Source organism: Klebsiella sp. GN_Kp190, assembly GCF_040061795.1.
GTDB lineage: Bacteria > Pseudomonadota > Gammaproteobacteria > Enterobacterales > Enterobacteriaceae > Klebsiella > Klebsiella michiganensis.
The window spans coordinates 27,238-50,651 of the sequence record NZ_JBEAFN010000035.1; the positions used below are offsets into that span (position 1 = coordinate 27,238).

General features: G+C 58.5%; 21 protein-coding genes. 13 read left to right on the forward strand and 8 right to left on the reverse strand.

Annotated elements, in window-relative coordinates:
- Positions 1-181 precede the first annotated feature (181 nt).
- A complete protein-coding gene (locus tag ABLU67_RS21335; RefSeq protein WP_004131287.1) occupies positions 182-355 on the reverse strand; it encodes a general stress protein in 174 nt (57 codons plus the stop codon).
- A gap of 374 nt (positions 356-729) precedes the next feature.
- Here ABLU67_RS21335 and wrbA point away from each other — a divergent pair, with 374 nt between their 5' ends.
- Complete coding sequence (gene wrbA / locus ABLU67_RS21340) at positions 730-1,326, forward strand: NAD(P)H:quinone oxidoreductase (RefSeq protein WP_348852526.1); 597 nt, start codon at positions 730-732, stop codon at positions 1,324-1,326.
- A 20-nt stretch (positions 1,327-1,346) separates the two neighbouring features.
- Complete coding sequence (locus ABLU67_RS21345; protein WP_004849783.1) at positions 1,347-1,574, forward strand: YccJ family protein; 228 nt, start codon at positions 1,347-1,349, stop codon at positions 1,572-1,574.
- 139 nt (positions 1,575-1,713) lie between these two features.
- On the opposite strand, the gene agp is transcribed toward ABLU67_RS21345, so the two are convergent.
- Positions 1,714-2,961, reverse strand: a complete 1,248-nt coding sequence (gene agp / locus ABLU67_RS21350; RefSeq protein ID WP_025106248.1) for a bifunctional glucose-1-phosphatase/inositol phosphatase — start codon at positions 2,959-2,961, stop codon at positions 1,714-1,716.
- A gap of 139 nt (positions 2,962-3,100) precedes the next feature.
- Entirely contained in the window at positions 3,101-3,325 is a 225-nt protein-coding gene (locus tag ABLU67_RS21355) for a hypothetical protein (RefSeq protein WP_009653459.1), read from the reverse strand.
- 271 nt (positions 3,326-3,596) lie between these two features.
- On the opposite strand from ABLU67_RS21355, the gene ABLU67_RS21360 reads away from it, so the two are divergent.
- Positions 3,597-3,719, forward strand: coding sequence for a small membrane protein (locus ABLU67_RS21360; protein WP_004849777.1), 123 nt, complete (start codon positions 3,597-3,599; stop codon positions 3,717-3,719).
- A gap of 121 nt (positions 3,720-3,840) precedes the next feature.
- Here ABLU67_RS21360 and ABLU67_RS21365 read toward each other — a convergent pair whose 3' ends face one another.
- Positions 3,841-5,232 carry an APC family permease gene (locus ABLU67_RS21365; protein WP_014228791.1) on the reverse strand — a complete coding sequence of 464 codons (1,392 nt, stop codon included), beginning with the start codon at positions 5,230-5,232 and terminating at the stop codon, positions 3,841-3,843.
- 352 nt (positions 5,233-5,584) lie between these two features.
- The gene (gene puuA, locus ABLU67_RS21370) at positions 5,585-7,003 is read right to left on the reverse strand and encodes a glutamate-putrescine ligase (RefSeq protein ID WP_004849770.1); all 1,419 of its coding nucleotides are present in this window, start codon (positions 7,001-7,003) and stop codon (positions 5,585-5,587) included.
- Between the two features lie 224 nt (positions 7,004-7,227).
- Between puuA and puuD the strand changes: the two genes are divergently transcribed.
- The 4 genes from puuD to ABLU67_RS21390 all read left to right on the forward strand — a co-directional run bounded on the left by puuD (position 7,228) and on the right by ABLU67_RS21390 (position 11,702).
- Positions 7,228-8,022 carry a gamma-glutamyl-gamma-aminobutyrate hydrolase gene (gene puuD / locus ABLU67_RS21375; protein ID WP_224225524.1) on the forward strand — a complete coding sequence of 265 codons (795 nt, stop codon included), beginning with the start codon at positions 7,228-7,230 and terminating at the stop codon, positions 8,020-8,022.
- A gap of 108 nt (positions 8,023-8,130) precedes the next feature.
- Positions 8,131-8,688 (forward strand): HTH-type transcriptional regulator PuuR, encoded by a 558-nt coding sequence (gene puuR, locus ABLU67_RS21380; RefSeq protein ID WP_004849766.1) that lies wholly within the window; start codon positions 8,131-8,133, stop codon positions 8,686-8,688.
- Positions 8,689-8,931: 243 nt separating this feature from the next.
- Entirely contained in the window at positions 8,932-10,419 is a 1,488-nt protein-coding gene (gene puuC / locus ABLU67_RS21385) for an aldehyde dehydrogenase PuuC (RefSeq protein WP_064375684.1), read from the forward strand.
- A gap of 2 nt (positions 10,420-10,421) precedes the next feature.
- On the forward strand, positions 10,422-11,702 hold the full coding sequence (locus ABLU67_RS21390; protein ID WP_348852527.1) for an FAD-binding oxidoreductase: 1,281 nt from the start codon (positions 10,422-10,424) through the stop codon (positions 11,700-11,702).
- Positions 11,703-11,730: 28 nt separating this feature from the next.
- Here ABLU67_RS21390 and ABLU67_RS21395 read toward each other — a convergent pair whose 3' ends face one another.
- A complete protein-coding gene (locus tag ABLU67_RS21395; protein WP_162557340.1) occupies positions 11,731-12,678 on the reverse strand; it encodes a LysR substrate-binding domain-containing protein in 948 nt (315 codons plus the stop codon).
- An 82-nt stretch (positions 12,679-12,760) separates the two neighbouring features.
- Here ABLU67_RS21395 and ABLU67_RS21400 point away from each other — a divergent pair, with 82 nt between their 5' ends.
- Positions 12,761-13,852 carry a tartrate dehydrogenase gene (locus ABLU67_RS21400; protein ID WP_014838053.1) on the forward strand — a complete coding sequence of 364 codons (1,092 nt, stop codon included), beginning with the start codon at positions 12,761-12,763 and terminating at the stop codon, positions 13,850-13,852.
- A 533-nt stretch (positions 13,853-14,385) separates the two neighbouring features.
- Here ABLU67_RS21400 and ptsP read toward each other — a convergent pair.
- Complete coding sequence (gene ptsP, locus ABLU67_RS21405) at positions 14,386-16,887, reverse strand: phosphoenolpyruvate--protein phosphotransferase (protein WP_348852528.1); 2,502 nt, start codon at positions 16,885-16,887, stop codon at positions 14,386-14,388.
- Positions 16,888-17,196: 309 nt separating this feature from the next.
- Here ptsP and ABLU67_RS21410 point away from each other — a divergent pair, with 309 nt between their 5' ends.
- The 5 genes from ABLU67_RS21410 to ABLU67_RS21430 are packed head-to-tail and all read left to right on the forward strand — an operon-like array spanning position 17,197 to position 22,161.
- A complete protein-coding gene (locus ABLU67_RS21410; RefSeq protein WP_004131253.1) occupies positions 17,197-18,273 on the forward strand; it encodes a PTS fructose transporter subunit EIIC in 1,077 nt (358 codons plus the stop codon).
- A 20-nt stretch (positions 18,274-18,293) separates the two neighbouring features.
- Entirely contained in the window at positions 18,294-18,614 is a 321-nt protein-coding gene (locus tag ABLU67_RS21415) for a PTS fructose-like transporter subunit IIB (protein ID WP_004100938.1), read from the forward strand.
- 51 nt (positions 18,615-18,665) lie between these two features.
- On the forward strand, positions 18,666-20,963 hold the full coding sequence (locus ABLU67_RS21420) for a formate C-acetyltransferase (RefSeq protein ID WP_348852529.1): 2,298 nt from the start codon (positions 18,666-18,668) through the stop codon (positions 20,961-20,963).
- Positions 20,929-21,804 carry a [formate-C-acetyltransferase]-activating enzyme gene (locus ABLU67_RS21425; protein WP_025106242.1) on the forward strand — a complete coding sequence of 292 codons (876 nt, stop codon included), beginning with the start codon at positions 20,929-20,931 and terminating at the stop codon, positions 21,802-21,804. The genes ABLU67_RS21420 and ABLU67_RS21425 overlap by 35 nt, the downstream gene beginning before the upstream one ends.
- A 15-nt stretch (positions 21,805-21,819) precedes the next feature.
- Positions 21,820-22,161, forward strand: a complete 342-nt coding sequence (locus tag ABLU67_RS21430; RefSeq protein ID WP_004849743.1) for a PTS fructose-like transporter subunit IIB — start codon at positions 21,820-21,822, stop codon at positions 22,159-22,161.
- A 241-nt stretch (positions 22,162-22,402) separates the two neighbouring features.
- Here the strand turns inward: ABLU67_RS21430 and ABLU67_RS21435 are convergent, their stop codons facing one another.
- Positions 22,403-23,170 (reverse strand): phytanoyl-CoA dioxygenase family protein, encoded by a 768-nt coding sequence (locus ABLU67_RS21435; protein WP_116280401.1) that lies wholly within the window; start codon positions 23,168-23,170, stop codon positions 22,403-22,405.
- Positions 23,171-23,414 lie beyond the last annotated feature (244 nt).

The following is a 23,414-nucleotide window of genomic DNA, read 5'->3' on the forward strand; positions in this document are numbered from 1 at the left end:
ACCGGGGCTACAAAACAGCGTCAACCCGTAGCCCGGTTAAGGCGTTTACGCCGCGAGCCGGGCGTTCCTCCCGCTCAGCGGAACCTGCAAAGTGGAAAAAAAACCGCCGACGTGACGTCGGCGGCGAGGGTGATGGGGTCGGGCCCGGGAGATTAACCCCCATCAGCAACAATCCGGCGCGCTAGCTTTCGCGGCTACCATGACTGTTTTTGCCCCCTTTCTTGCCCGCTTCGGAAGCGCGTTGAGGATCGTTTTTAAAGTTCCCCCCGCTATGCTGGCCACCTTTACGACCTGCTTCTGATGCTCTTTCACGGTCTTCGGCAAAGTTGCCGGCACCGCCACGATGGTTTGCCATTACTGACCTCCATTTAGGTTAGACATCATGCTGCATTAGGTGAAACACGAGGCTCTGGCCTCCGCGATACGGGTTGCGTATCACGTGCTTTTAAGGTTAGCGAAGGAAAGCCGTGCCGGGTGGATATCGTCACATTCTGAAATAGATTTTGTATAAGAACTGCCGCTATTACGCCGGACGCGCGCTAAGCGACTCTTATGACAGCCTAAAATGGCGCCGCTGAAGATGTATCTTTTTGCAACAGCCCTGAATGTTAGCAATGTTGTTATAAATCAAATAAATGATTGTTGCATTTGCACTCTTCGCCAGAGGTCTTATCTTTAAAGGTAGCCAGTCGACTGGCTGGCTCATAACGCAACCGAGGAGTGATGCAAATGGCTAAGATTCTGGTGCTTTATTATTCCATGTACGGACACATTGAGACCATGGCGCATGCCGTCGCCGAAGGAGCAAACAAGGTAGATGGCGTTGAAGTGGTCGTGAAGCGCGTGCCGGAAACCATGCAGGCAGAGTTTTTTGCCAAAGCAGGCGGGAAAACGCAAAACGCGCCCGTCGCCACGCCGCAGGAGCTGGCTGAGTACGACGCCATCATCTTTGGTACCCCAACCCGTTTCGGCAATATGTCCGGACAGATGCGCACCTTTCTCGATCAGACCGGCGGCCTGTGGGCGTCCGGAGCGCTGTACGGCAAACTGGCCAGCGTATTCAGCTCAACCGGTACCGGCGGCGGTCAGGAGCAAACCATCACCTCGACCTGGACCACGCTTGCCCACCACGGGATGATTATTGTACCGATTGGCTACGGCGCCCAGGAGCTGTTTGATGTTTCGCAGGTTCGCGGCGGCACGCCTTACGGCGCCACCACCATTGCCGGCGGCGACGGCTCACGCCAGCCAAGTGAAGAAGAATTAGCCATTGCCCGCTATCAGGGGCAACACGTTGCGGGTCTGGCAGTGAAATTACACGGTTAATCTTCAGCAGGAGGACAAGCATGCCGAATCAAGAAGCAAAGGCCCACCGCGTGGGTGAATGGGCCAGTCTGCGCAATACGTCTCCCGAAATTGCCGAGGCGATTTTTGAATTAGCCAATTACGATGAAAAGCTGGCGGAGAAAATCTGGGAAGAAGGCAGCGATGAAGTCCTGCCCCTCGCCTTCGCCAAAACCGACAAAGACTCCCTGTTCTGGGGCGAACAAACTATCGAACGCAAGAACGTGTAGCCAGGACAGGTACGCAGTACCGCCTCCGGGAGTTATTGCATGAGCTTCCCGGAGGCGGGGCGTTGCGCCTGTTCGGGCTACAAGACCAGGCTAAACATCGGCAGCAAGACCCGGATTGCTCCGGGTTTTTTATACTCTGCTACTTCGTGGCCTCGGCCATCGCCTTTTTAAAGGTGTCCATCGGGCAGAAGCCGTTGTCATCGACCGGACAACCGTTCAGCGCCAGCGTCACCCGCTGCGGCGGCGATTGCAGGGTCAGCGCGTCGGCATTGCGCAGCTGTTCGGTACTTTGATACACGTACTCAATCTTCATCAAATCGCGATTGCCGCTCTTATCATGCCAGCGCTGGAACACCAGCTTGCCGCCGATGGGCGTACGTTCGTACTGGTTGTGCAGCTGATAAGGTTTAAAATCCAGCGCCGTCAGCAGCGAGGCGATATTGGAATCGTGCCCCACCAGCAGCGTGACTTTCGCCGCTTTCGCCGCGTCGCCCACCAGCGCGTTATCGATATATTTCACCAGCGGTTTAGCCACGTTGCGCGCCACTTCCGGCGAGGTGAACAGACTGTCCTGATAGCCGTTTTTCAGCTTCGACAGCACCTGCCACTGCTTATCGCTGGCGATTTCGCCCCACGCCACCTGGTCTTTCGGGAAACCTTCGTAATATTGCAGCGTAAAGGCGTCAACCAGCGAGTTGCCGACTTTAAGCGGCCCGGAAACGCCCGGCTCCTGCTGATATTTGGCGCTAAAGGTATCTTTCGCGTCGCTCAGCGAGCACTGCTGCTTCTCTTTGCAGGACGGGGAGTTACGGTAGTCGGTCATCTCCTCCAGCAGCTTATAGCTTTCGCTCAGCTGCATCCCCTGCCGCTCTTTCTCCATCGCCTGCACCGCCTTTTCGCTAAACGCGGCGGAATCGTCAGTGATCACCGGATTAAACGTCGGGTCCATGGTGCCCATTTTTTCCTGATGGTGCACGGTCACGCCGCAGCCGGGAAACGCGCCGGTGATAAAGAACTGCGCGGTGGCGACGGTGCGCTGCAGGCTATTGGCATAGGCGTAGACCGCGTTCTCCGGCGGGCATTCGCCGCTGGTCACCAGCCCCTGCTGCGCCAGCCATTCGCGCATATAGTGCCCCATATACACTTCCAGCACCCCGCCCTTGGTGGTCAGCTGGCCGCCGGGGACATCCCACTCAGGCCAGGACTTCGGCGTTGATTGCTCCAGCACGCTGCCGTTGTTCGCCAGCGGCGCGCGCAGGTTATGGCGGCTCATGATCAGCACCTGCTGAAGCTGGTACCCCTCCGGTGCCGCCTGTTCCTGCGCCTGGACGCCGGCGGAGAGTAAAATAACGCCGGTCACGGCGGCAGCGAGTAGACTTTTTCTCATCCCTTAATCCTCAGTCAGTGATTATCATCGCCTTAATTGTGACAAATTTATGACATTTTTCCGGGCAATGGCTCGCAAAGTGCGGAAAGAAATACGCTTTCCGCCAGAACGAAGGGAGGCTGAAATGAGAGGGAGGGCGTTACTCCGGTAGCGGTACCGCCGCCAGCGTGCAGATAGCCGCATGCTTGCCGCCGCGATGGTCGACGATCAGCACTTTATCGCCGGCTTTTTTTCCTTCGCAGGGTTTTAACACCTGCTCGACAATACGTTCACGAATTGACGGGTGCCCGGCGTCAGCCAGGCTATGGAATGAAGTCAGAATCAACAACGGCCCAATAAGACCGATGATATGCTTGTTAAACATTTATTACTCTCAACCCTATTTAAGCGGGCCAAGGGTAGCAGCCTGTGGGACTCTCGTCTGTAAATTCGCTTAAACGAGTGTAACCCGTTCATTTTTTCACCACACCTTTGCTTTACTCTTCACATTTATTCATGTAAATAATAATTTCAGTGTATTGCTGGCAGTCTATTCTCGTCTGATTCATCGGGTCATCTTTAAGAAATATCCCGATGCTATTATCTCGATATCACGGTATTTTTTCTTCATGTTAAACATAACATTAGGTTAATCTATGTCAGGTATCCTGCTCTTTATCGTCGCGGTGGTTTTGCTGGGAGTAGCCATCTTCAGCCTGGTCTCCTATGTGAAGGATCGGCGCTCTGCACAGCTGCCAACTCATAAGAAAAAGAAATAATACGTCCTCACTATTCTTACCTTCTGCCCCTGCTATCTCTCCCGAGCGCCTGATTTCAAACGAGAATGACAAAAAAGAAGGCAGGCTCAATCGCCTGCCTTTGTGTCGGCGTAAAAAATCGTTACGATTCCCAGGCCTGTTCCGCTTTGGCGCCGTCAAACTGCGGCGGCGGCTTGCGGAAGCGGCGGGTCAGATACGTCAGATACAGCAGCCCGAGGCCCGCCCATATCAGACCCAGCGTCAGCGAGGTCGCCTCCAGGTTAATCCACAGTACGCCCACCGTTAGCGCGCCCACCATCGGCAGAAGCAGATAGTGAAAGCGATCTTTCCAGGTTTTATTAAAACCTTTACGCCGCCAGAAGTGGTTAAATACCGACAGGTTAACGAAGGTAAACGCCACCAGCGCGCCAAAGTTAATCAGCGCCGTGGCGGTGACCAGGTCAAAGAACAGCGCCGACAGCGCGACAATCCCCACCATGATCACGTTCAGCGCCGGGGTACGCCATTTCGGATGGACGTAGCCGAAAATGCGCTCCGGGAAAACGTTATCGCGGCCCATGACGTACAGCAGCCGTGACACGCTGGCGTGCGAAGCCAGGCCTGAGGCCAGGGTATTCACAAACGTCGTGCACAGGAAAATCGACTGGAACAGCTTGCCGCCAACGTAGAGGGCGATCTCCGGCAGCGCCGCGTCCGGGTCTTTAAAACGGCTAATATCGGGAAAAAAGAGCTGCATAAAGAACGAGGCGGCGATAAAAATCACCCCACCGTAGACCGCAGTAAGGAAAATGGCCTTCGGGATCACCCGCGCGGCGTCCGGCGTCTCTTCGGAAAGCGTGGTCACCGCATCGAAACCGAGGAACGAAAAGCAGACTATCGTCGCCCCGGTAATGATCGGGATCAGGTGCGCATTCTGGCTAATAAACGGCTGGAGCGACCAGACGGTGCCCACCCCTTCCCCTTTATGCAACCCCTGCACCACCAGCACGATAAAGACCACCATGATCGAGATCTGCACCAGCACGAACAGGGTGTTGAAGTTCGCCACCAGGTTGACGCTTTTCAGGTTCGCCGCGGTGAGAATAGCCACAAACGTCACCACCCACACCCAGGGCGGCACGTCCGGAAACAGCGCGGAAAGATAAATCTTCGCCAGCAGCACGTTGATCATCGGCAGGAATAGATAATCCAGCAGCGATGACCAGCCCACCATAAAACCGACGTGCGGGCTGATCGACTTCTGCGCATAGGTATAGGCCGAGCCCGCCTGCGGAAACTGGCGCACCAGCTTGCCGTAGCTGATGGCGGTAAACAGCACCCCGGCCAGCGCCAGCAGATAGGACGCCGGGACGTGGCCGTTGCTGATGCCGGAGACGATGCCGAAAGTATCGAAAACCGTCATCGGCGTCAGATAGGCGAGGCCCATCATCACCACCTGCCACAGCTTGAGAGACTTGCGCAGGCGCGGTTTTTCCGCCCCGGAGGCGTTATCGAGAGAGGGATTAATAGACATAGCCATTTCCCCCGCTGCACACCTGGGTTTGCGGTCGTAGAGACCGGGAAACCAACCTGCTTCGCAACGGGGTTAATGGCAAATCAAAAGGTAAAAAGAACCGACGAGCGGCGGTGGCGACGCATTCCATGCGGCCATGACGGCCCCCTTCTCCCTGCGGATATTTAAACATCTGCATCATTTCCTACCTCGTTACACACTGTGTCGTTAACTGAAGCCCCGTTGCCGCCTGCGCTCCTTAACGCGACATCCGGGAATGGCTGGGCTCCCAGCAAAAACGTCCGACCAGGCTCCGCTCAGGCCGCATGATGCTACTCGTGATAATGCTAAAGCGCCCCTCGCGGGGCGAAAATCAGGCGTTTTTCAACATCCACTCGATTTCAGTTTCTGTGATCAGACGCTCAAACTGCAGTAATTCGTCATTTTTACAGGCGTGATAAACGTGGCAGAAGCGTTCGCCAAGCCGCTCGCGCAGATGATCGTTTTGCATAAACTCCCACAGCGCATCGCTCTGGCGAATCGGGAACGGCAGCCCCTCCTGCTCGAGGCCGTTGCCCTCCACCTCTTCCTGTAACGGCAGCGGATTATCCAGACCGTGGAGGATGCCGGCAAAAATCGCCGCCATCACCAGATACGGGTTGGCGTCCGCCCCGGCCACGCGATACTCGACGCGGTGATTGTGCCGATCGCCGCACGGAATGCGCAGCGCCACCGTCCGGTTGTTGTGCCCCCACGACGCCTGGGTCGGCACGTACATTCCCGGCTGGAAACGACGATACGAGTTCACGTTTGGCGCCAGCAGCGCCATCGACGCCGGCATCAGGTCAATCATCCCGGCGAGCGCGCGTTTTAACATCGCGGAATCTTCGCCGTCCGCGTCCGCCAGCACGTTCTCGCCTTTGTTGTTCTGCATACTGATATGGATATGCATCCCGCTACCGGCGTGCTCTTCATAGGGTTTCGCCATAAAAGTGGCGTGCATCTTATGCTTCTCCGCCATCAAACGCACGAGACGTTTTAACGCCAGCGCATCATCGCAGGCGTCGAGCACGTTATCGGTATGGTGGAGGTTGATTTCAAACTGGCCGGGAGAGGCTTCCGCCACCGCGCCGTCGGCGGGGATCAGCTGGAGCTGGGCGATCTCGTCGATTTCGTTAAGCACGTCGGCAAAGTGGTTGAGGTTGTCGACGGAGTAAACCTGGCTTTGGGTATTGCGATCGCCGGTTCCCGGCGCGCACGGCGGCTGCAGGTAACCTTCCGCGTCGCGCTTGCGGTCAAGTAAATAGAACTCCAGCTCTACCGCTACCACGGGGAACAGCCCGCGCTGGCGCAGCTGCTGCCAGAGCCGGTTCAGCACGTTCCGCGGCTCAACGTCAAAGGGAGCGCCATCTTCATCAACCATGGTCAGCAGAACCTGACCAATGTATTCCGGGTCCGCCGCCGACGGGGTTAAGGTTCCCAGCACCGGCACGCAGGTGCGGTCTGGTTCGCCCATCTCCTGGCCGAGCCCCGCCTCTTCCACCACGTTGCCGAGAATATCCATCGCAAACACCGAAGCCGGGAAATAGCACCCCTTCTCCAGCTTGCTCAGGCTGGACACCGGGATCCGCTTACCGCGGAAGCAGCCGTTCAGGTCGGTTAGCAGCACATCAACGTATTGCGTATTGGGGTAACGCTCGAGGTAGCGCTTCACTTCCCAGGTGAATGCGCTGACCCGTCTCTCTTCCGACTGCTGAACAAAATTCTCAACTTCTACGATATTGGTTTCCATGATTCACCGCCGTTGTTTTAGTTTCGGACCCTGAATGGCACTGTTAAATATAATGTCCACCCTTCGAATGTGTATGCAAACAAATTGTTTGTCAAATGTTAAATTAAGTTTGCAAAGGGCTATATCCACTGCTAGATTGAGAAAATATTGAACGAAATGGCCGTTTTACCCGCTAATCCGGTCATAATTTAGTCCACTTTGTGAGGGCGATCATGGAAAATATAATGTACAAGCCAGTTATTGGCGTGGTGATGTGTCGAAACAGGCTTAAGGGTCACCAGACCCAGACTCTGCAAGAGAAGTACCTGAACGCGATTGTGAACGCCGGCGGCGTGCCGATTGCCCTGCCGCACGCGCTGGCCGAGCCGGAACTGCTTTCTGCGCTACTGCCGAAACTGGACGGCATTTATCTGCCCGGCAGCCCGAGCAACGTACAGCCGCACCTCTATGGTGAAAACGGCGATGAGCCTGACGCCGATCCCGGGCGTGATCTTCTGAGCATGGCGCTGATCGACGCCGCGCTCGAAAGGCGCATCCCCATTTTCGCCATCTGCCGTGGACTACAGGAACTGGTTGTCGCCACCGGCGGGACTCTGTATCGTCGTCTGTTCGAGCAGCCTGAGCTTCTTGAACACCGCGAAGACCCCGAACTTCCCGTCGAGCAGCAATATGCGCCCTCGCATGAAGTTCAGGTTCAGCAAGGAGGATTACTTTCTCAGTTAATACCGGGCTGCAACACGTTTTGGGTAAACTCGTTACACGGGCAGGGAGCAAAAACGACGGGTCCACGGCTGCGCGTGGAGGCGCGTTCTCCGGACGGGCTGGTGGAAGCGGTCAGCGTTAACGACCACCCTTTCGCCCTCGGCGTGCAGTGGCATCCTGAATGGAACAGTAGCGAATACGCCCTGTCGCGAATGTTGTTTGAAGGTTTTATCACCGCCTGTCAGAGCTATAGCCAAAATAATTCGAGTTGCAGGAAGGCGGCAAGTGAGGGAATCCCCAGGAGCTTACTGGAGTAAGTGACTGGGGTGAGCGAGCAAAGCCAACGCACAAGCAACTTGAAGTATGACGGGTATATGTTGCTGAAAAACAGCGACTCTGACCACTACCGTTAAGGAAATGCAAATATGAGCGATGACGGACTGGCGCCAGGGAAACGTCTGTCAGAGATCCGCCAACAGCTGGGTCTCTCACAGCGTCGTGCCGCCGAACTGTCTGGGTTAACACATAGTGCCATCAGCACCATAGAGCAGGACAAAGTCAGTCCTGCGATCAGTACGCTGCAAAAGCTGCTGAAAGTCTACGGGCTGTCGCTCTCGGAATTCTTTTCTGAACCAGAAAAACCGGCTGAACCGCAGGTGGTTATCAATCAGGACGATCTGATTGAAATCGGCAGTCAGGGGGTGTCGATGAAGCTGGTTCATAATGGTAATCCGAACCGCACGCTGGCGATGATTTTTGAAACGTACCAGCCTGGAACCACAACCGGGGAGAGGATCAAGCATCAGGGTGAGGAGATAGGCACCATACTGGAAGGTGAAGTCGTGCTGACCATCAACGGTCAGGCGTATCATCTGGTGGCTGGGCAAAGCTATGCCATTAACACCGGCATACCGCATAGCTTCAGCAACACCTCGGCGGGTATCTGCCGAATTATCAGCGCCCATACCCCCACCACATTCTGATTTTTTAGCCTGAGGTTTTCTCAGGCTTTCTTCCGGCCTGCGCCGCCGGAGGCTAACTCCGGCGGCGCGAAGATAACGCAGTTCACCTTGCGCAATGCGGAAAGACTTATTCCGCTGGCCCCGGATAATTCACGCCTGTTAATGGGCAATTTAAACGGTACTCAACCCCGGGGACGCCCTGCGCCCTGAGGGTCTGAAATCACCACTTTTTTATTTTTCCGATTATGTCATTAAGGAGTCATGATGGATTTTCACAACCTGGCTTACTGGCAAGAAAAAGCAAACAATATCGCGATTGAAACGCGGCTATTTATTAACGGCGAATACAGCGCCGCCGCCGATAATAGCGTGTTCGCCACCGTCGACCCTACCGCCCAGCAGACGCTCGCCGAGGTCGCGCGCGGCAAAAAGGCCGACGTCGAGCGCGCGGTCCAGGCCGCCCGCGGCGTCTTCGATCGCGGCGACTGGTCGCAGGCCTCCCCTGCCCAGCGCAAAGCGGTGCTGCATAAATTCGCCGACCTGATGGAAGCCCATCGCGAAGAGCTGGCGCTGCTGGAAACCCTCGACACCGGTAAACCGATTCGCCACAGCCTGCGCGACGATGTCCCCGGCGCCGCCCGCGCGATCCGCTGGTACGCCGAAGCCATCGATAAAGTGTACGGCGAAGTCGCCCCCACCGGCGGCAACGAACTGGCCATGATCGTCCGCGAACCGATTGGCGTGATTGCGGCGGTGGTGCCGTGGAATTTTCCGCTGCTGCTGGCCTGCTGGAAGCTTGGCCCGGCGCTGGCGTCCGGCAACAGCGTGGTGCTTAAGCCGTCGGAAAAATCCCCGCTTACCGCTCTGCGCCTGGCGGGCCTGGCGAAACAGGCCGGGCTGCCGGACGGCGTATTCAACGTGGTGAGCGGTTTCGGCCATGAGGCCGGTCAGGCGCTGGCGCAGCATCATGACGTTGAAGTCATCACCTTTACCGGCTCCACCCGCACCGGTAAACAGCTGCTGAAAGACGCGGGCGACAGCAATATGAAGCGCGTCTGGCTGGAGGCGGGCGGTAAAAGCGCCAATATCGTCTTTGCCGACTGCCCGGACCTGCAAAAAGCAGTTAACGCCACCGCCGGCGGTATTTTCTACAATCAGGGCCAGGTCTGTATCGCCGGTACCCGTCTGCTGCTTGAGGAGAGCATCGCCGACCGCTTTCTCGACCTGCTAAAAGAGCAGGCAAAGGGCTGGCAGCCTGGCAATCCACTCGACCCGAATACCACCATGGGCATGCTGATCGACAATAGCCACGCCGATAGCGTCCACAGCTTCATTCGCGCCGGCGAAGCGCACAGCACGCTGCTGCTGGATGGACGTAAAAATCCGTGGCCCGCGGCGGTCGGCCCAACCATCTTCGTCGACGTCGACCCCGCCTCCGCCCTCAGCCAGGAGGAGATCTTCGGCCCGGTGCTGGTGGTGACCCGCTTTAAAACCGAAGAGCAGGCGCTGGCGCTGGCCAACGACAGCCGCTACGGCCTCGGCGCGGCGGTCTGGACCCGCGATCTCTCCCGCGCTCACCGCGTCAGCCGCCGTCTGAAAGCCGGCTCCGTCTTTGTGAACAACTACAACGATGGCGATATGACCGTGCCCTTCGGCGGCTATAAGCAGAGCGGCAACGGGCGCGATAAGTCCCTGCACGCGCTGGAAAAATTCACTGAACTGAAAACTATCTGGATTGCCCTGGAGTCTTAATCATGAGCGAACATACCACCAGCTATTACGCCGCCAGCGCCAACCGCTATGAGCCGTTCCCGACGCTGGACGAATCGATCAGCTGCGACGTCTGCGTCGTCGGCGGCGGCTATACCGGCCTCTCTTCGGCGCTGCATCTGGCCGAAATGGGCTACGATGTGGTGCTGCTGGAAGGCGCGCGCATCGGCTTCGGCGCCAGCGGACGCAACGGCGGCCAGCTAGTCAACTCCTATAGCCGCGATATCGACGTTATCGAAAAAACCTACGGCCCGGATGCCGCGAAAATGCTCGGCAGCATGATGTTTGAAGGCGGCGACATTATTCGTGAACGTATCCAGCGCTATCAGATTGCCTGCGACTATCGCCCCGGCGGGCTGTTTGTCGCGCTGAATCATAAACAGCTGGAGACCCTGGAAGAGCAGAAAGCGAACTGGGAGCGCTACGGCAATACCCAGCTGGAGCTGCTGGATGCCAGCGCCATTCGTCGCGAAGTGGACAGCGACCGCTACGCCGGCGCGCTGCTGGACCACAGCGGCGGTCATATCCATCCGCTCAATCTGGCGATTGGCGAAGCGGACGCCATTCGGCTCAACGGCGGCCGGGTTTACGAACAATCACCGGTCACCGGCATTCAGCACAGCAGCCCGGCGGTAGTGACCACCGCACGCGGACAGGTCACCGCCCGCTACGTGATCGTCGCCGGTAACGCCTATCTCGGCGATAAGCTCGAGCCGGAGCTGGCGAAACGCAGCATGCCGTGCGGCACCCAGGTGGTCACCACCGCGCCGCTGTCTGAGGATCTGGCGCGCTCGCTGATCCCGAAAAACTACTGCGTAGAAGATTGTAACTATCTGCTGGATTACTACCGCCTGACCGCCGACAACCGTCTGCTGTACGGCGGCGGCGTGGTGTACGGCGCGCGGGATCCGGACGACGTTGAGCGGCTGATTATGCCGAAGCTGCTGAAAACCTTCCCGCAGCTGCAGGGGGTGAAAATCGACTACCGCTGGACCGGCAACTTCCTGCTGACCCTCTCGCGAATGCCGCAGTTTGGCCGCCTCGATAACAATATCTATTATATGCAGGGCTACAGCGGCCACGGGGTCACCTGTACCCACCTCGCCGGACGGCTGATTTCGGAGCTGCTGCGCGGGGACGCCGAACGTTTCGACGCCTTCGCCAGGCTGCCGCACTATCCGTTCCCCGGCGGGCGCAGCCTGCGTATTCCGTTTACCGCCATGGGCGCGACTTACTACAGCCTGCGCGATCGGCTCGGCGTGTAATCCCCCGGCCGACGGTGCCCGCCGTCGGCTATTTTTCCTCGCCGTTGTGCGGCGGAAATCGCTGCTGGAAGTAGTGGCGCAAAAACTCCACGGTGGTACGAATTTTGGCCGAGGTCGCCAGCCGCGACACGTATACCGCCCAGATATTGGCGGGCTGATAGTACTCCGGCAGCAGCTGCACCAGATTGCCGCTGGCGATATTTTCCCTGACGTCCCACCACGAGCGCAGCGCAATCCCCTGTCCCTCCAGGCACCACTGATGGACGATTTCACCGTGGTTAGACGACAGCGGTCCGGTCACCTTGATGGCGTGCTCCCCCTCTTTATCATCGCGCAGCTGCCAGACGCCAAAGGGCCGGTCGCGCTCTTTGATCACCAGACAGGGCAGCGCGGCGAGATCGCTGAGCTGTTTCGGCCGGGGATAGCGGGCGACAAACGCCGGCGAGGCGCAGAGGATGCGGTGATTGCTGGCAAGCTGGCGGGCTATCAGATTGGGCGCGATATCGTCGCCGACGCGAATATCCAGATCGACCCCTTCATTGGCCAAATCCACCAGCCGGTCGGCGACGTCAAAACGGATCTCCAGCTGCGGGTAGCGACGGGCTAGCTCGGAGAGCGCCGGCGCGACTACCCGCCGGCCAAAGCCAAAGCTGCTGATAATCCGCAGCGTCCCCTGCGGCACCTGCCGCACATCGGAGAGCTCATCCATCATCTGGTCGACATCCTGCAAAATGCGTAGTCCCCATTCGTAGATGCGCTCGCCCTCTTCGGTGATAGCCACGCGCCGGGTGGTACGGTGCAGCAGCTGGACGTTGAGCGTTTGCTCCAGCAGCGACACGCGCTTGCTGACGAAAGCCGGCGAGACGCCGAGCTCTTCCGCGGCGGCGGCAAAACCGGCGCGGCGGGCAACCAGCATAAATACGCGTAAATCGTTCAGCAGCGGCAGATTATTCATGATTCGTGTTTTATGTTTCACCAGTTAACGGGATTAATTATGAATCAGTCAATTATAGGATAGCGGTGAAGTCAATTTTCCTTACCTCAAACTGAGAATAACAATGAATAAAACCTTACGTATTGCCGCCATCCCCGGCGATGGCATCGGTAAAGAAGTGCTGCCGGAAGGCGTCCGCGTACTGCAGGCCGCCGCCGAACGCTGGGGGCTGGCGTTAAGCTTCGAGCACTTTGAGTGGGCCAGCTGCGACTATTACGCGCAGCACGGCGCCATGATGCCCGACGACTGGCGCGCGCAGCTGCAAACGTTTGATGCGATCTACTTCGGCGCGGTCGGCTGGCCGGATATCGTGCCGGACCACATTTCCCTGTGGGGCTCGCTGCTGAAGTTCCGCCGCGAGTTCGACCAGTACGTCAACCTGCGTCCGGTGCGCCTGTTCCCCGGCGTCCCCTGCCCGCTGGCGGGTAAACAGCCCGGCGATATCGATTTCTACGTGGTGCGTGAAAACACCGAAGGGGAATATTCCGCCCTCGGCGGCCATGTGAATCCGGGGACCGAGCATGAAGTGGTGATTCAGGAGTCGGTATTTACCCGTCGCGGCGTTGACAGGATCCTGCGCTACGCCTTCGAGCTGGCGCAGAGCCGCCCGCGCAAAACCCTGACCTCGGCGACCAAATCCAACGGTCTGGCCATCAGCATGCCCTTCTGGGACCAGCGCGTCGAAGCGATGGCGCAGCACTACCCGGAGGTGAAATGGGATAAGCAGCATATTGATATTCTGTGCGCCCGCTTCGTGCTGCAGCCGGAGCGTTTTGACGTGGTGGTCGGCTCCAATTTGTTCGGCGATATCCTCTCCGATCTCGGCCCGGCCTGTACCGGCACCATCGGCATTGCCCCGTCGGCAAACCTCAATCCGGATCGCACCTTTCCGTCGCTGTTTGAAGCGGTACACGGTTCGGCGCCGGATATTTACGGCAAAAATATCGCCAACCCGATTGCCACCATCTGGGCCGGCGCGATGATGCTCGACTTCCTCGGCAACGGGGACGCACGCTACCAGGCCGCCCACGACGGTATTCTGGCGGCGATTGAGCAGACCATTGCCAGCGGACCGAAGACGCCGGATATGCAAGGCAGCGCCTCCACCCAGCAGGTGGGCGAGGCGATTTGTCGGGCGATTGTTGAACAAAAGTAGCCCGGACAGGCGCGTAAGCGCCGCCTCCGGGAAAGTGTGCAAGGGTTCCGTTCACTATTATCCCGCAGAAAATGTCTCACCGTGGTAGGTGAACGGGTAAAGGGGGAGAAAACCGTCTCCCCCTTTACAATCCCCGCGGTCCCGCAAAGAAATCGGTGCTGCGCACTGCGCTCACCTCCCGGACCTCAGCCTGCGGTCGGCTCAACTCGACATCGCTGTCTCGATTCGCCTCTGTCCGCCATCCCTGGCGGCCAGCCCTTGTCTTCGGACCTCCGGTTCGCCGATTTCAGCGGGCACCAGGGCATCGCTGCATAACACGTTGTTTCAGAGGCATATCGTAGCTGCAAGAACATCGTCCCGGAGGCGGCGCTTACGCGCCTGTCCGGGCTACCCAATCTGCCTCCCTCAGGCACCGGACCCGGAAATCCCGGGTCGCGGCGTAAACGCCTTACCCGGGCTACTGCCCCACAGACGGCTGGAAACCCGTAGCCCCGGTAAGCGCAAGCGCCACCGGGGAGATGCTCCGGACCGAATTACAGCTCCAGCTCGCGCTGCAGCAGCGCCGCAATCGCCTCGCTGCTCTGCGCCGTCACCAGCGATTGCCGGAACTCCGCATGCATAATGCGCCGCGCCAGCCGCGAGAAAATACGCATATGCTGATCCCCCGCCGAATGCTTATTGAGCGTCAGCATAATCACAAACTGCGCCTCGTCGTCGCCCCACGCCACCGGCTGCGCCAGACGGGCGACGCTGATGGTCGACTGCTCAATATGCTCCGATTTACTGTGCGGAATGGCGAAGCTAAACCCTAACCCGGTGGAGAACACCGCTTCGCGGGCCCACAGATCCGCTTCCAGCTTACGCGGATAGCGGCAGCGCCCGGCCAGCAGCAGATTGTCGGTCATGCCCTTAATCACCTCCTCTTTACTGCGCCAGTCGCTGTTCAGCGTAATGCACTGAGGGGTAATCAGCGGCGCATCCTGCTGGGTCATACGGAACTGGGCCAGCAGGTGCTCGACCTCCAGCGAAGTACGACACTGCATCGCCTGATTCAGCAGCTGACGGCAGGCGCGGCTGTCCAGCTGCGCCAGACGCGCCTTGGTCGCCGGGATCGACGGCGCGCTCATGCTCAGCTCATCCAGCCCCAGCCCCACCAGCAGCGGCAGCACGGAACCTTTGGCCCCCAGCTCGCCGCACAGGCCGATCCATTTACCCTGGCGATGCACCGCCTGAACCGCGTAATCCAGCGCGCGTAAAAAGGCCGGATTGAGGCTGTTGTAGTGGCGCGTCACCCTGGCGTTATCGCGATCCACCGCCAGCAGATACTGGGTCAGGTCGTTGCTGCCGATACTAAAGAAATCAATCTCTTCGCAGCACTGGTCGATGATAAACATCACCGACGGCACCTCGAGCATAATGCCCAGCGGGATCTTTTCATCAAACGGAATCTGTTCGCTGCGCAGCGACTGTTTGGCATCCGCCAGCTGCTCTTTCACCCACAGAATCTCCTCCATCGAGGAGATCATCGGGATCATGATTTTCAGCGCGCCGTGCGCGGAAGCGCGCAGAATCGCCCGCAGCTGAGTGCGGAACAGCGCCTGATACTCCTCATAAATACGCACCGCCCGGTAGCCGAGGAACGGGTTGTTCTCCGCCGGAATGTTGAGGTAGGCCACCGGCTTGTCGCCGCCGATATCCATGGTGCGGATGATAATGCTGCGCCCGTTAGCCGGCTCCAGCGCCTGGCAAAATAGGTTATACAGCTCGTTTTCCGACGGCGCGCTGGGCCTGTCCATATAGAGCATTTCGGTGCGGAACAAGCCTACCGACTGCGCGCCGTTGTTGAAGGCCGCCGACGCCTCTACCGAATGGGCGATGTTGGCCGCCACCTCCAGGCGAATACCGTCTTCCGTACGCCCCGCTTTATCCAGCCAGGCCTGCTGCTGGCGGCGGATCTGCGCCTGCACCCAGGCCTCCTGCTGATAGTAGCGCGCCACCGCTTCATCGGGATTCACCACCACCAGCCCGGCGTTACCGTCAATCTGTACTCGCCGATCGACCCACGGCAGCAGCGCCTCCATATCGACGCCCACCAGGGTGGGAATATTGAACGAACGCGCGAGGATCACCGTATGTGAAGTGGTGCCGCCGCTGCGCAGCAGCAGGCCTTTAAGCAGGGTTTTATCCAGTTCAAGAAACTGACTGGGGGTGAGTTCATCGGCGAGGCAGACGGCCTCTTCCGTCAGCTTACCCGGTGCCGGAAAACGATCCTCACCGTAGATATGCTGCAGAAGCTGGAAGCAGACATCGCGCACGTCCAGCACCCGCTCCTGCAAATAACTATTGCCGGAAGCGCTGAACTGGGCGCAAAAATGTTCGCCGGTCGCAACCACCGCCTCAGCGCAGCTCAGGCCGCTCAGCAGCCCGCCCAGCAGATGCTGGCGCAGCGAGGCGTCGGTGGCCAGAGAGCGATGCGCCTCAAGGATCGCGCTGGCGGTACCGTCGTTATCCAGCAGGCGGAACTCAATATTTTTCACCAGCAGGGTCAGGCCCTTGTCCAGCGCCGCCTGTTCCTGTTCAATTGCGCCCGCTGCGGGCAGCGCGCCTGAATCGCGCAGGTCGAGGGACTTAAGATGGGTGAGCCTGCCGCCCGCGCTGCCGGCGCAGACCGGCTGGGCGTGAAACAGCGTGGGATTGAGGCGCGAGAGGGATTCAGGAACCGGCTGAACGTCCATGGATTCCGCCGTCGGCAGCGGCGCATCGCAGTGCGGGAACTCCTCGCTGATGAATGCTGACAGCGCGTCAAACGCCTGCTGTTCATCTTCGCCGCTGACGACCAGCTGGCAGCGGTCCCCCTTCAAGGTATTGGTGCCGATAATCGCCAGCGCGCTTTTCGCGTTTCCGCGTCCTTCCGTGCGGGTATTTAACCATTCGACCGAAGACGAAAAAGTATTGCACAGGGTTTCTACCAGGCTTGCCGGACGCGCATGCACGCCGTTGGGCAAATCACATATGAATTCAATTACCAGAGCCATCGCCTTCCTCCTGAATAATGCGTATTTAGCCAAAAGGTAAAGAAAGAACCGGCCCGCCACTACACGATAAAAGTGGCAATTACTGGATAATTGTATGCCCGACTCTTTTTTATGCTCGCGGTCACAAATCGCCTGACTAACGGCGCCAAAAACCCACCAGCGCTAAGATTTGAGGTGGATCGCAATTTTCCTCTGGCCTTACAAATATCCAGTAAATGCACTTTTTCTCTACTATTTTATGCGCCGCCCTTTTTCTAAGGTTGAAGCATCAACTCAGTCACGGGCCACGCAGCGCTCAGGAGAATAACAATGAATGAACTGGTGCAAATATTAAAAAATACCCGCCAGCACCTCATGACCGGGGTTTCACATATGATCCCGTTTGTCGTGTCCGGTGGGATCTTGCTGGCAGTCTCCGTCATGTTGTACGGCAAGGGCGCGGTGCCCGATGCCGCCACCGACCCTAACCTGAAAAAACTGTTTGATATCGGCGTGGCCGGCCTGACGCTTATGGTGCCGTTTCTGGCGGCCTATATCGGCTACTCCATCTCCGACCGCGCGGCGCTGGCTCCCTGCGCTATCGGCGCCTGGGTCGGCAACAGCTTCGGCGCCGGTTTCTTCGGCGCGCTGATTGCCGGGATCATTGGCGGGCTGGTGGTCTACTACCTGAAGAAAATCCCGGTGCACAAGGTGCTGCGCTCGGTGATGCCCATCTTCGTTATCCCGATTATCGGCACCTTTATTACCGCCGGGATCATGATGTGGGGCCTCGGCGAGCCGATTGGCGCGCTCACCGCCAGCCTGACCGGCTGGCTGCAGGGCATGCGCGAAGGCAGCATCGTGATTCTCGCCATCATCATGGGCCTGATGCTGGCCTTCGACATGGGCGGTCCGGTGAATAAGGTCGCCTACGCCTTCATGCTGATTTGCGTTTCCCAGGGCGTTTACAGCGTGGTGGCCATCGCCGCCGTCGGTATCGCCGTGCCGCCGCTGGGCATGGGCCTGGCAACGCTGATTGGACGTAAATACTTCTCCGCGGAAGAGCGCGAAACCGGTAAGGCCGCGCTGGTGATGGGCTGCGTTGGCGTGACCGAAGGCGCGATCCCCTTCGCCGCCGCCGACCCGCTGCGCGTTATCCCCGCCAATATGATCGGCGCCGCCGCCGGCTGCGTTACCGCCGCGCTGCTCGGCGCCCAGTGCTATGCCGGCTGGGGCGGGCTTATCGTTCTGCCGGTCGTTGAGGGTAAAGGCGGATTTATTGCTGGCCTCGCGGTTGGCGCCATCGTCAGCGCCGCCTGCGTCATCCTGCTTAAGGCCCTGGCGAAAAAGAAAACGTCTGACGCCAAAGCCGATGACGAGATGGATCTTGATTTCGAAATTAACTGAGACACGGGAAGGAATATTGTATGACCAAAATTATCGCCGTTACCGCTTGCCCGTCTGGCGTCGCCCACACCTATATGGCCGCCGAATCGCTGGAGAGCGCCGCTAAGGCCAAAGGCTGGCAGGTCAAAGTCGAGACCCAGGGCTCCATCGGCATTGAGAACGAGCTGACCGCAGAAGACGTCGCCAGCGCCGATATGGTGATTCTGACCAAAGATATCGGCATCAAGTTTGAGGAGCGTTTTGCCGGTAAAACCATCGTGCGCGTCAACATCAGCGACGCCGTGAAGCGCGCCGAAGCCATTATGAACAAAATCGACAGCCACCTTTCGCAGAATGCCTGACTGAATACACGGGGCGCGGCCTGCGCCCCGCAAAATAACATGGAGCTTGTCATGACTAATCGCACTCAACGCTTAAAAGATCGTCTGTTCGCCAACCCGCGCGAAATCTCCCTCGAGCGAGCGCTGCTCTACACCGCCAGCCATAAACAGACCGAGGGGGAGCCGGTGATGATCCGCCGGGCGAAAGCGACCGCATGGGTCCTCGATCATGTGCAGATTTCGATTCGTGATGATGAACTGATTGCCGGTAACCGTACGATCAAGCCGCGCGCCGGGATCATGTCGCCGGAGATGGATCCCTACTGGCTGCTCAAGGAGCTGGACCAGTTCCCGACCCGCCCGCAGGACCGCTTCAACATCAGCGAAGAAGATAAGCGCATCTACCGCGAAGTGCTGTTCCCCTACTGGGAAAATCGCTCGATGAAGGACTTCATCAACGCCCAGATGACCGATGAAGTGAAGGCCGCCGTCAGCACGCAGATTTTTAGCGTCAACCAGACCGATAAAGGCCAGGGACATATCATCATCGACTACCCTCGCCTGCTGGAAAACGGCCTCGCCGCGCTGGTGGCGGAGATGAAAGCGGTGAGTCAGCGGCACCCGCAGAACAATTTTTATCAGGCGGTGCTGATCCTGCTGGAAGCCTCCCAGCGCCATATTCTGCGCTATGCGGCGCTTGCCGATGACATGGCCGCCGGCTGCGGCGACGGGCAGCGGCGCAAAGAGCTGGAGACCATCGCGGACATCTCCCGCCATAACGCGGTGCACCGTCCGGAAGATTTCTGGCAGGCCTGCCAGCTCTTCTGGTATATGAACATCATTTTGCAGTATGAATCCAACGCCAGCTCCATTTCGCTGGGCCGCTTTGACCAGTACATGCTGCCGTACTATCAGGCTTCGCTGAATCGCGGCCAGGATCCGCAGTTTCTTCAGGAGCTGCTGGAGTCGCTGTGGGTGAAGTGCAACGATATTGTCCTGCTGCGCTCCACCAGCAGCGCGCGCTACTTCGCGGGCTTCCCAACCGGCTATACCGCCCTGCTCGGCGGCCTGACCGAGACCGGACGCAGCGCGGTCAATATCCTGTCGTTTTTATCCCTCGACGCCTACCAGAACGTTCGCCTGCCGCAGCCGAACCTCGGCGTGCGGGTCAACGAGCTGGTCGATCGCCCTTTCCTGCGCAAAACCGCCGAGACCATTCGCCTCGGCACCGGCATTCCGCAAATCTTCAATGATGAAGTGGTGATCCCGGCGTTTCTCAACCGCGGCGTCTCGCTGGATGACGCGCGGGATTACTCGGTGGTTGGCTGCGTTGAGCTGTCGATCCCGGGGCGCACCTACGGCCTGCACGATATCGCCATGTTCAACCTGCTGAAGGTGATGGAAATCGTGATGCTGGAAAACGAAAGTAACCCTGACATCACCTGGGACGGGCTGATCAACCAGATCCGCGACAAGATTCGCTATTACATTAGGCTGATGGTCGAAGGCAGCAATATTTGCGATATCGGCCACCGCGACTGGGCGCCGGTTCCCCTGCTCTCTTCCTTTATTGAGGATTGCGTGCAGCACGGCCAGGATATCACCGAAGGCGGCGCGCGCTATAACTTCTCCGGGGTCCAGGGCATCGGCATCGCTAACCTCAGCGACTCGCTGCACGCGCTTAAAGGGATGGTGTTTGAGCAAAAACGGCTCAGCTTCGCTGAACTGATCGCGGTGCTGAAAGCCAACTTCCAGACGCCGGAAGGGGAAAAAATCCGCGCGCGCCTGATCAACCGCTTCGAGAAATACGGCAACGATATTGACGAAGTGGACAACATCAGCGCCGATCTGCTGCGATTCTACTGCAAAGAGGTAGAGCAGTACCGCAACCCGCGCGGCGGTCGCTTTACGCCGGGCTCCTATACCGTCTCTGCCCACGTGCCGCTCGGCTCGGTCGTCGGCGCCACTCCGGACGGACGCCTGGCCGGAGAGCAGCTGGCGGACGGCGGGCTCTCGCCGATGCTCGGCCAGGACGTGCAGGGGCCGACCGCGGTGCTTAAGTCGGTCAGCAAGCTGGATAACTTTCTGCTCTCCAACGGTACGCTGCTGAACATCAAATTCACCCCGGCGACCCTTGCCGGCGACGGCGGCCTCAATAAGCTGGCCGACTTCCTGCAGGCATTCACCAGGCTGAAGCTGCAGCATATTCAGTTCAACGTGGTTAACGCCGATACGCTGCGCGAAGCCCAGCAGCGGCCGCAGGATTTTGCCGGCCTGGTGGTGCGAGTTGCGGGCTACAGCGCCTTTTTCGTCGAGCTGTCGCAGGAGATTCAGGATGACATTATCCGCCGCACCGCGCATCAGCTGTGAGGTCCTGGAAACGCGCGCCGATAAGGCGCGCATTTTTAATATCCAGCGCTACTCTTTGAATGATGGTCAGGGGATCCGCACCGTCGTGTTTTTTAAAGGCTGCCCGCATACCTGTCCCTGGTGCGCCAATCCGGAGTCGATCTCGCCGCAAATTCAGACCGTACGCCGCGAGAGCAAGTGCCTGCGCTGCTCCCGCTGCCAGCAGGACGTGGTCGAGTGCCCTTCCGGCGCGTGGCAGCAGATTGGCCGCGACGTCACCCTCGATAATCTGCTTAAAGAGGTGCTGAAGGATGAGGTCTTCTTCCGCGCCTCCGGCGGCGGCGTGACCCTGTCGGGCGGCGAAGTCCTGATGCAGGCCGAATTCGCCGCGCGCCTGCTACGCCGCCTGCGCGAATGGGGGATCAGAACGGCGATTGAAACGGCGGGCGATACCGCATACCGCCGCTTTTTTCCGCTGGCGCAGGCCTGCGATGAAGTGCTGTTCGATCTAAAAATCATGGATGAAACGCTGGCCCGCGAGCAGCTGCGGATGAATATGCCGCGGGTGCTGGATAACTTTACCCGTCTGGTGGAAGCGCATATTCACGTGATCCCCCGGGTGCCGCTGATTCCGGGATTCACGCTTGATGAAGCGAATTTCCGCCGGATTCTGGCGTTTTTGGCCCCCTTTAAGCTGCCGGAAATTCATCTTCTGCCGTTCCATCAGTACGGCGAACCCAAATATCACTTACTGGGAAAAAAATGGTCGATGTCGATGATTAAAGCCCCTGCAGAATCTGAGATTCAGCCATTCAGGACGCTGGCCGAACGGGCCGGTTTTAGCGTGACCGTCGGCGGATAACGCCAGGAGGATGCTATGGATTTCACTATCGTTGCCGTCACGGCCTGCGTCAGCGGCGTCGCTCACACCTATATGGCGGCCGAGCGGCTGGAAAAAGTCGGCCACCAGGAGAAATGGAATATCAAAATTGAAACCCAGGGCGCGCTGGGGGTTGAGAACAAAATCATGGCCGACGATATCGCCCATGCCGATGTCGTTCTGCTGGTGACGGATATTGAAATTGACGATGCCGGACGCTTTAGCGGCATCCGCACCATTAAGACCAGCATCAAAACCTTTCTGCTGCAGCCGCAGCAGATTGTCGACGCGGTGAAATGCATTATGAAAAAGCCGGTGGTTTATCTTGAGATCCCGTGAGTACACCGGTGATTTTGTCGCCCGGGCAAGGCGCTTGCGCCGCGGCCCGGGGAAATAGCACTGCGCCCGCTCAGACTTCCCCCGGTCGCGCTGCGCTTACCGGGGCTACAGGTTCACCGCCGTTTGCCGTTTTGTAGCCCGGGCAAGGCGCTTGCGCCGCGGCCCGGGGAAATAGCACCGCGCCCGCTCAGACTTCCCCCGGTCGCGCTGCGCTTACCGGGGCTACAATTCCATGCGATTTTTACGCCACCCCCAGCAGCCATTTCTGCGCGGGCGTCAGGCGGCTGGCGGTTTCCGGCGTCAGCCAGCGCTGCTGATCCTGCTGCGCGGTATCCGCTCTGTCGATATATAAGCCGTGCAGCACGCGCCTTCTGCTGCCGACGCGGTTGCGCGTCCCGCCGTGCCAGGCGTGGGCGTTATAAATCATCACGCTGCCCGCCGGCGCGGCGAACACCACCTCATCAGGATGCGCCAGCTCCGGGTCATCCAGCACCGCTTCCGGCAGCTCCGGACGCAAATGGGTGCCGGGAATAATGCGCGGCGCGCCGTTTTCAGCGCTCAGATCATCGATAGCCCAGATGGTATTCACCAGATGCACTTTCGGAAAATCGTGACGCGGCTTTTTCCAGTCCGCATGCAGCGGCTGATGGCCGCCGTCGAACAACGCTTCCCGCGCGTTCAGGCTGGAGACTTTAAAATCCCCCTGAAAAACATGCCGACAGGCGGAGAGAATCAGCGGATGGGACCAGACCTTTTCCCAAATCGCGCCTTTGTTAATCAGGTTGGCGATGCGGGTTGCCGTCGCTTCCTGGTGGTGCTCGATCGCCAGATTATCGCCCTCTCTCTCGACGATGGCGTCGATAAGCGCGCGCATCGCCGCCAGCCACTCCGCGTCCACCACGTTATGCACAACGGTGTAGCCCAGGGTATCCAGCTCCTGTTTCATTGCCGGGCTCAGCGCAACGTTCGCCCCCAGCGCATCCAGATAAACCGCAGATTGTTGTTCCATATTTATATTCCTTAACTTATCGATAACACAAAACAAACTCTAATCGGCGGCGGGTGGGAATACATGAGGGCAAAACTACGAAAAACTGGACGAGCGTACGCGGCAGGGAAAAGTGTGATGGCCATCAAAATCCAGCTTTTTCACCCTTCCTGCAGGGCAATCATTAGCGAAGCCGCCTGATACAGAACAAACCTGTGCAGATAAAATAGATTATAATCAACAGGATAATTGCTCTCTTCTAAGG

What these genes read in the sequence shown, in the direction of transcription:
- ABLU67_RS21335 (WP_004131287.1), bottom strand. Translation starts at nt 355, where the DNA reads ATGGCAAACCATCGTGGCGGTGCCGGCAACTTTGCCGAAGACCGTGAA.
- wrbA (WP_348852526.1), top strand. Translation starts at nt 730, where the DNA reads ATGGCTAAGATTCTGGTGCTTTATTATTCCATGTACGGACACATTGAG.
- ABLU67_RS21345 (WP_004849783.1), top strand. Translation starts at nt 1,347, where the DNA reads ATGCCGAATCAAGAAGCAAAGGCCCACCGCGTGGGTGAATGGGCCAGT.
- agp (WP_025106248.1), bottom strand. Translation starts at nt 2,961, where the DNA reads ATGAGAAAAAGTCTACTCGCTGCCGCCGTGACCGGCGTTATTTTACTC.
- ABLU67_RS21355 (WP_009653459.1), bottom strand. Translation starts at nt 3,325, where the DNA reads ATGTTTAACAAGCATATCATCGGTCTTATTGGGCCGTTGTTGATTCTG.
- ABLU67_RS21360 (WP_004849777.1), top strand. Translation starts at nt 3,597, where the DNA reads ATGTCAGGTATCCTGCTCTTTATCGTCGCGGTGGTTTTGCTGGGAGTA.
- ABLU67_RS21365 (WP_014228791.1), bottom strand. Translation starts at nt 5,232, where the DNA reads ATGTCTATTAATCCCTCTCTCGATAACGCCTCCGGGGCGGAAAAACCG.
- puuA (WP_004849770.1), bottom strand. Translation starts at nt 7,003, where the DNA reads ATGGAAACCAATATCGTAGAAGTTGAGAATTTTGTTCAGCAGTCGGAA.
- puuD (WP_224225524.1), top strand. Translation starts at nt 7,228, where the DNA reads ATGTACAAGCCAGTTATTGGCGTGGTGATGTGTCGAAACAGGCTTAAG.
- puuR (WP_004849766.1), top strand. Translation starts at nt 8,131, where the DNA reads ATGAGCGATGACGGACTGGCGCCAGGGAAACGTCTGTCAGAGATCCGC.
- puuC (WP_064375684.1), top strand. Translation starts at nt 8,932, where the DNA reads ATGGATTTTCACAACCTGGCTTACTGGCAAGAAAAAGCAAACAATATC.
- ABLU67_RS21390 (WP_348852527.1), top strand. Translation starts at nt 10,422, where the DNA reads ATGAGCGAACATACCACCAGCTATTACGCCGCCAGCGCCAACCGCTAT.
- ABLU67_RS21400 (WP_014838053.1), top strand. Translation starts at nt 12,761, where the DNA reads ATGAATAAAACCTTACGTATTGCCGCCATCCCCGGCGATGGCATCGGT.
- ptsP (WP_348852528.1), bottom strand. Translation starts at nt 16,887, where the DNA reads ATGGCTCTGGTAATTGAATTCATATGTGATTTGCCCAACGGCGTGCAT.
- ABLU67_RS21410 (WP_004131253.1), top strand. Translation starts at nt 17,197, where the DNA reads ATGAATGAACTGGTGCAAATATTAAAAAATACCCGCCAGCACCTCATG.
- ABLU67_RS21415 (WP_004100938.1), top strand. Translation starts at nt 18,294, where the DNA reads ATGACCAAAATTATCGCCGTTACCGCTTGCCCGTCTGGCGTCGCCCAC.
- ABLU67_RS21420 (WP_348852529.1), top strand. Translation starts at nt 18,666, where the DNA reads ATGACTAATCGCACTCAACGCTTAAAAGATCGTCTGTTCGCCAACCCG.
- ABLU67_RS21425 (WP_025106242.1), top strand. Translation starts at nt 20,929, where the DNA reads ATGACATTATCCGCCGCACCGCGCATCAGCTGTGAGGTCCTGGAAACG.
- ABLU67_RS21430 (WP_004849743.1), top strand. Translation starts at nt 21,820, where the DNA reads ATGGATTTCACTATCGTTGCCGTCACGGCCTGCGTCAGCGGCGTCGCT.
- ABLU67_RS21435 (WP_116280401.1), bottom strand. Translation starts at nt 23,170, where the DNA reads ATGGAACAACAATCTGCGGTTTATCTGGATGCGCTGGGGGCGAACGTT.